The following is a 5,284-nucleotide window of genomic DNA, read 5'->3' on the forward strand; positions in this document are numbered from 1 at the left end:
CTCGTACGCCCCCGGGTGGAGTGAGCGCGTACTCCAGACGCGGTATGCGCGGCGTAAAGAAGTGGACCCGGGGGCCGAGGACTTCCGGCCGCGGATGGCAGATCGTATAGGCGGGGGGGCATCTCCGGCGGATCCAGCGGGTCCAAGCCGGGGTCTTGGCTGCTCCCGCATGTCGACGAGTACGCCACAGAAGAGAGACCCCATGTCCTGGCTGTCCAGATTCAGCCTCGCGCAACGGGCCCTGATCGGGCTGATGTCCATCATCGCGATCGTGTTCGGAGCGATCGCGATCCCGCAGCTGAAGCAGCAGTTGCTGCCCTCGATCGAGCTCCCCATGGTGTCGGTCCTGGCCCCGTACCAGGGCGCCTCTCCCGACGTGGTGGAGAAGCAGGTCGTCGAGCCGCTGGAGAACAGCCTCAAGGCCGTCGACGGCCTGAAGTCGGTCACCTCCACCGCTTCCGAGGGCAACGCCGTCGTCATGGCCTCCTTCGACTACGGCGACGAGTCGACGAAGCAGCTCGTCGCCGACGTCCAGCAGGCCGTGAACCGCGCCCGCGCCCAGCTGCCCGACACCGTCGACCCGCAGGTGATCGCCGGCTCGACGGACGACATGCCGACCGTCGTCCTCGCCGCCTCCTCGGACAAGGACCCGCAGGCGCTCGCCGACCAGCTGGAGCGGACCGTCGTGCCCGTCCTGGAGGACATCGAGGGCGTCGGCCGGGTCTCCGTCAGCGGCGTCCAGGACCTCCAGGTCTCCGTCACCCCCGACGAGCGGAAGCTCGCCGCGGCCGGACTGAACACCATGAAGCTCGCCGAGGCCCTCCGCTCCGGCGGCGCGACCGTGCCGGCCGGCTCCTTCTCGGAGGCCGGCAAGTCCCGCACGATCCAGGTCGGCGGCGGCTACACCTCGCTGAAGCAGATCGAGGACCTCCGCATCCCGGCGGCCGTCCCCGGCAAGGGCAAGGCGGTCCGCCTCGGTGACGTGGCCACCGTCCGCCAGGAGGAGTCGCCGCGGGTCTCCCTCACCCGCACCAACGGCAAGCCCAGCCTCGCCGTCATGGCCACCATGGACAAGGACGGCAGCGCCGTCACGATCTCCGACGCCGTCGAGGAGAAGCTGCCCGAGCTGCGCCGCGACCTCGGCGCCGGCGCCGAGCTGACCGTCGTCTCCGACCAGGGCCCGGCCGTCGCCAAGTCCGTCTCCGGCCTGACCACGGAGGGCGCGCTCGGCCTCGTCATGGCCGTCCTCGTGATCCTGGTCTTCCTCGCCTCGCTCCGCTCGACGCTGGTGACCGCGGTCTCCATCCCGCTCTCGGTCGTCCTCGCCCTCATCGTGCTGTGGACCCGCGACCTCTCGCTCAACATGCTGACGCTCGGCGCGCTCACCATCGCCATCGGCCGGGTCGTCGACGACTCGATCGTGGTCCTGGAGAACATCAAGCGGCACCTGGGCTACGGCGAGGAGCGCCAGGCCGCGATCCTCACCGCGGTCCGCGAGGTGGCGGGCGCCGTCACCTCCTCCACCCTCACCACCGTCGCCGTGTTCCTGCCGATCGGCCTGGTCGGCGGCATCGTCGGCGAGATGTTCGGCTCCTTCTCGCTGACGGTGACGGCGGCCCTGCTCGCCTCGCTGCTCGTCTCCCTGACCGTCGTTCCTGTTCTCTCGTACTGGTTCCTGCGCGCCCCCAAGGGCACCTCGCAGGACCCGGAGGAGGCCCGCCGCCTCGCCGAGGAGAAGGAGGAGAAGAGCCGCCTCCAGCGCGCGTACGTGCCGGTCCTGCGGTTCGCGACCCGGCGCCGGCTCACCAGCCTCGCCCTCGCCCTCGTCGTCCTGGTCGTCACCTTCGGCATGGGCGGGCTCCTGAAGACGAACTTCTTCGACCCGGGCGAGCAGGAAGTCCTCAACATCAAGCAGGAGCTGGCGCCCGGCACCAGCCTGAGCGCCTCCGACGAGGCCGCGAAGAAGATCGAGAAGGTCCTCGCGGACACCGAGGGCGTCAAGGACTACCAGGTCACCGTCGGCTCCTCCGGCTTCATGGCGGCCTTCGGCGGCGGCACCGGCTCCAACCAGGCCTCCTACAAGGTGAGCCTGGAGGACTCCGCCTCGTACGAGAAGACCCGTGACGCCATCGAGAAGGGCCTCGGCGCCCTCGACGGCATCGGCGACACCACCATCGCCGCCGGCGACGGCTTCGGCTCCCAGAACCTGAGCGTGGTCGTCAAGGCCGCCGACCCGGAGGTCCTCAAGAAGGCCTCCGAGCAGGTCCGGTCGGCGGTCGCCGGGCTCAAGGACGTCACCGACGTCGAGAACGACCTCGCGACGTCCGTCCCGCGGATCTCCGTGAAGGCGAACGCCAAGGCGGCCGACGCCGGCTTCGACACCACCTCGCTCGGCGCGATCGTCGCCCAGGCCGTCCGGGGCACCCCGGCCGCCAAGGCGATCCTCGACGACAGCGAGCGGGACGTCCTCATCACCTCGGCCCACCCGGCCACCACCCTGGCCGAGCTGAAGGCGCTGCCGCTCGGTCCGGTGAAGCTGGGCGACGTCGCCACCGTCGAGCTGGTCCCCGGCCCGGTCTCGATGACCCGGATCGACGGTGCTCGCGCCGCGACGATCACGGCCAAGCCGGTCGGTGACAACACCGGTGCGGTGGGCAACGCCCTCCAGGCGAAGCTCAAGGCGCTCGACCTGCCGGAGGGCGCCACCGCCACCGTCGGCGGCGTCACCGCGGACCAGTCCGACGCCTTCCGCAACCTGTTCCTGGCGATGCTCGCGGCCGTCGCGATCGTCTTCATGCTGCTCGTGGCGACCTTCCGGTCGCTGGTCCAGCCGCTGATCCTGCTGGTCTCGATCCCGTTCGCGGCGACCGGCGCGATCGGTCTGCTCGTGGTCACCGGCACGGCGATGGGCGTCCCGGCGATGATCGGCATGCTGATGCTCATCGGCATCGTCGTCACCAACGCGATCGTCCTGATCGACCTGATCAACCAGTACCGGGCGCAGGGCCTGGGCGTCGTCGAAGCGGTGATCGAGGGCGGCCGGCACCGGCTCCGCCCGATCCTGATGACCGCCCTGGCGACGATCTTCGCCCTGCTGCCGATGGCCCTCGGCATCACCGGCGAGGGCGGCTTCATCGCCCAGCCGCTGGCCGTGGTGGTGATCGGCGGTCTGATCACCTCGACGCTGCTGACCCTGCTCCTCGTCCCGACGCTCTACGCGATGGTGGAGCTCCGCAAGGAGCGCCGCGCGAAGAAGAAGGCGGCGAAGCGGGAGGCGAAGTCCGGCGAGGTGCCGGTCCCGCCGCAGGCGAAGGAGCCGACCGCGGTCTGATCCGTACGGCATGAGGAAGGGGCGCCCCGCGATGTGCGGGGCGCCCCTTCCGGCGTACGTGAGGGAGAACCGTTACGGCAGCGCCAGCATCCGCTCGAGCGCGAGCTTGGCGAAGCTCTCCGTCTCCTTGTCGACCTGGATCTGGTTGACGAGGTTGCCCTCGGCCAGGGACTCCAGGGTCCACACCAGGTGCGGGAGGTCGATGCGGTTCATCGTCGAGCAGAAGCAGACCGTCTTGTCGAGGAAGACGATCTCCTTGCCCTGGTCGGCGAATCGATTCGCCAGGCGCCGGACCAGGTTCAGCTCCGTGCCGATCGCCCACTTGGAACCGGCCGGGGCCGCCTCCAGGGTGTTGATGATGTACTCGGTCGAGCCCACGTAGTCCGCGGCGGCGACGACCTCGTGGCGGCACTCGGGGTGGACGAGCACGTTCACGCCCGGGATGCGCTCGCGCACGTCGTTCACCGAGTCCAGCGAGAAGCGGCCGTGCACTGAGCAGTGGCCCCGCCAGAGGATCATCTTGGCGGCGCGCAGCTCCTCGACGGTGAGCCCGCCGTTCGGCTTGTGCGGGTTGTAGAGCACGCAGTCGTCCAGGGACATGCCCATGTCGCGGACGGCGGTGTTGCGGCCCAGGTGCTGGTCCGGCAGGAAGAGCACCTTCTCGCCCTGCTCGAAGGCCCAGTTCAGGGCCCGCTCGGCGTTGGACGAGGTGCAGATCGTGCCCCCGTGCTTGCCGGTGAAGGCCTTGATGTCGGCCGAGGAGTTCATGTACGAGACGGGCACGACCTGCTCGGCGATGCCGGCCTCGGTCAGCACGTCCCAGCACTCGGCGACCTGCTCGGCGGTGGCCATGTCGGCCATCGAGCAGCCGGCCGCGAGGTCGGGCAGGACGACCTTCTGGTCGTCGCCGGTGAGGATGTCGGCCGACTCGGCCATGAAGTGGACGCCGCAGAAGACGATGTACTCGGCCTCGGGCTTGGCGGCGGCGTCGCGCGCGAGCTTGAAGGAGTCACCGGTCACGTCGGCGAACTGGATGACCTCGTCGCGCTGGTAGTGGTGTCCGAGCACGAAGACCTTGTCCCCGAGCTTCTCCTTCGCGGCGCGGGCGCGCTCCACGAGGTCCGGGTCGGAGGGCGACGGCAGATCGCCGGGACACTCCACCCCGCGCTCGCTCTTCGGGTCGGCTTCGCGACCGAGCAGGAGCAGGGCGAGCGGCGTCGGCTGCACATCCAGGGGCTGGGCGGTGGTCACGTCACGCACCCTTTCTTCGGGGTCTTCGGGAAACGCTTTTCGTCGAAATGACGCTATCTATCATAACCGCTTCACGTCAGAATGACGATGTCCATAGTGTCGATGTGACGAATTCGCCGTCCGCACTCCTGGACATGGTGTGCGAGCATGAAAGAGGGAAGACCCCACTCGGCCCGGAATGAATCCGGGGCACCGTCGGTTGCAACCGTCGGCAAGCAGTCTCCGTACACCACCGGGAGAGAAGCAGATGTCCGTATCGGACGAGAAGACCACTGTCAGCGACGGCATCCTCCTGTCCGACGCCGCCGCGGCCAAGGTCAAGGCCCTCCTCGACCAGGAAGGCCGCGATGACCTGGCCCTGCGCGTCGCCGTTCAGCCCGGCGGCTGCTCCGGCCTGCGTTACCAGCTGTTCTTCGACGAGCGCTCGCTCGACGGCGACGTCGTGAAGGACTTCGACGGCGTCAAGGTCGTCACCGACCGGATGAGCGCCCCGTACCTGGGCGGCGCGTCGATCGACTTCGTCGACACGATCGAGAAGCAGGGCTTCACCATCGACAACCCGAACGCCACGGGCTCCTGCGCCTGCGGCGACTCGTTCAGCTAAGCCTGTACGTGCGTGAGGGCGGCGGCCCCGGGGATCCCTCCCGGGGCCGCCGCCCTCACGCGTACCCGGACGCGCTCAGCGCCGCGGCACGGCCTGCC

General features: G+C 69.4%; 3 protein-coding genes. 2 read left to right on the top strand and 1 reads right to left on the bottom strand.

Annotated features, from left to right (window positions below; all coding sequences use genetic code 11):
* The first annotated feature begins 202 nt into the window (after nucleotides 1–202).
* Nucleotides 203–3,331, top strand: coding sequence for an efflux RND transporter permease subunit (locus tag CCN56_RS27705; RefSeq protein ID WP_086830665.1), 3,129 nt, complete (start codon nucleotides 203–205; stop codon nucleotides 3,329–3,331).
* 72 nt (nucleotides 3,332–3,403) lie between these two features.
* Here the strand turns inward: CCN56_RS27705 and nadA are convergent, their stop codons facing one another.
* Complete coding sequence (nadA, locus tag CCN56_RS27710) at nucleotides 3,404–4,582, bottom strand: quinolinate synthase NadA (protein ID WP_041128847.1); 1,179 nt, start codon at nucleotides 4,580–4,582, stop codon at nucleotides 3,404–3,406.
* A 247-nt stretch (nucleotides 4,583–4,829) separates the two neighbouring features.
* On the opposite strand from nadA, the gene CCN56_RS27715 reads away from it, so the two are divergent.
* The gene (locus CCN56_RS27715; protein ID WP_018848827.1) at nucleotides 4,830–5,186 is read left to right on the top strand and encodes an iron-sulfur cluster assembly accessory protein; all 357 of its coding nucleotides are present in this window, start codon (nucleotides 4,830–4,832) and stop codon (nucleotides 5,184–5,186) included.
* Nucleotides 5,187–5,284: the final 98 nt, after the last annotated feature.

It is taken from the genome of Streptomyces sp. NRRL B-24572, assembly GCF_002156145.1.
Taxonomy (GTDB): Bacteria; Actinomycetota; Actinomycetes; order Streptomycetales; family Streptomycetaceae; genus Streptomyces; species Streptomyces vietnamensis.